This window comes from Pedococcus sp. P1_H8, assembly GCF_056405175.1.
This window is the reverse complement of the sequence record NZ_JBFUCP010000093.1, coordinates 1-563: the sequence shown is the minus strand read 5'-3', so window position 1 is coordinate 563 and position 563 is coordinate 1. Positions and strand designations below refer to the sequence as shown.

Genomic DNA, 563 nt, shown 5'->3' with positions numbered 1-563 from the left:
GTACAGGCGAGTACGTTCCCGCCGCGGTTGGAGTCCCGGACAGGACTCCCGACTTGGAGAGCGTCAGGCCGGGCGGTGTACTGGTCGTTGTGATGTCGGGTCGAGGATCGCCCACGACATCGAATTGGTACGTGTAGAACTTGCCGACCGTGGCTTCCCCTGGGTTTCCCGAGACGCGGGGAAGGTTGTGTGGGTCGACCTGCACGATGAATGTGCCGGACGCCGAGCTGCCATTCGACGTCCGAACGGTGCAGCGCACGACGGTGTTCCCGACCGGAAAGCTGCTCCCGGAAGGGCGGTCGCACGTCTCGAATGTCGTCCCCGTCATGTCGGGCGGTGTCGGCCAGGTGACGACTGCCTTGCCGGTGGCGGCGTCAGCGATCGCGCGCTGGTAGGAGGGGATGAGCACGGTGTCGTCGAGCAACGCGCCCTGGATATCGGCGCGCGTGAAGTCAGCGCCGGTGAGCGTGGTGTTGCCTAGTCGTGCGTATCGCAGGCTCGTATCTGTCAGGTTCGCGTTGGTGAGGTTGGCGGCGAGTGCGTTGGCCGCGTTCATCCTCGAT

1 protein-coding gene is annotated in these 563 nt (G+C 65.0%); it reads right to left on the bottom strand.

What is annotated here, in order from left to right:
- The coding region (locus AC1DYG_RS19010) for a pentapeptide repeat-containing protein (RefSeq protein WP_477641426.1) at positions 1 to 563 on the bottom strand (563 nt) is incomplete at both ends.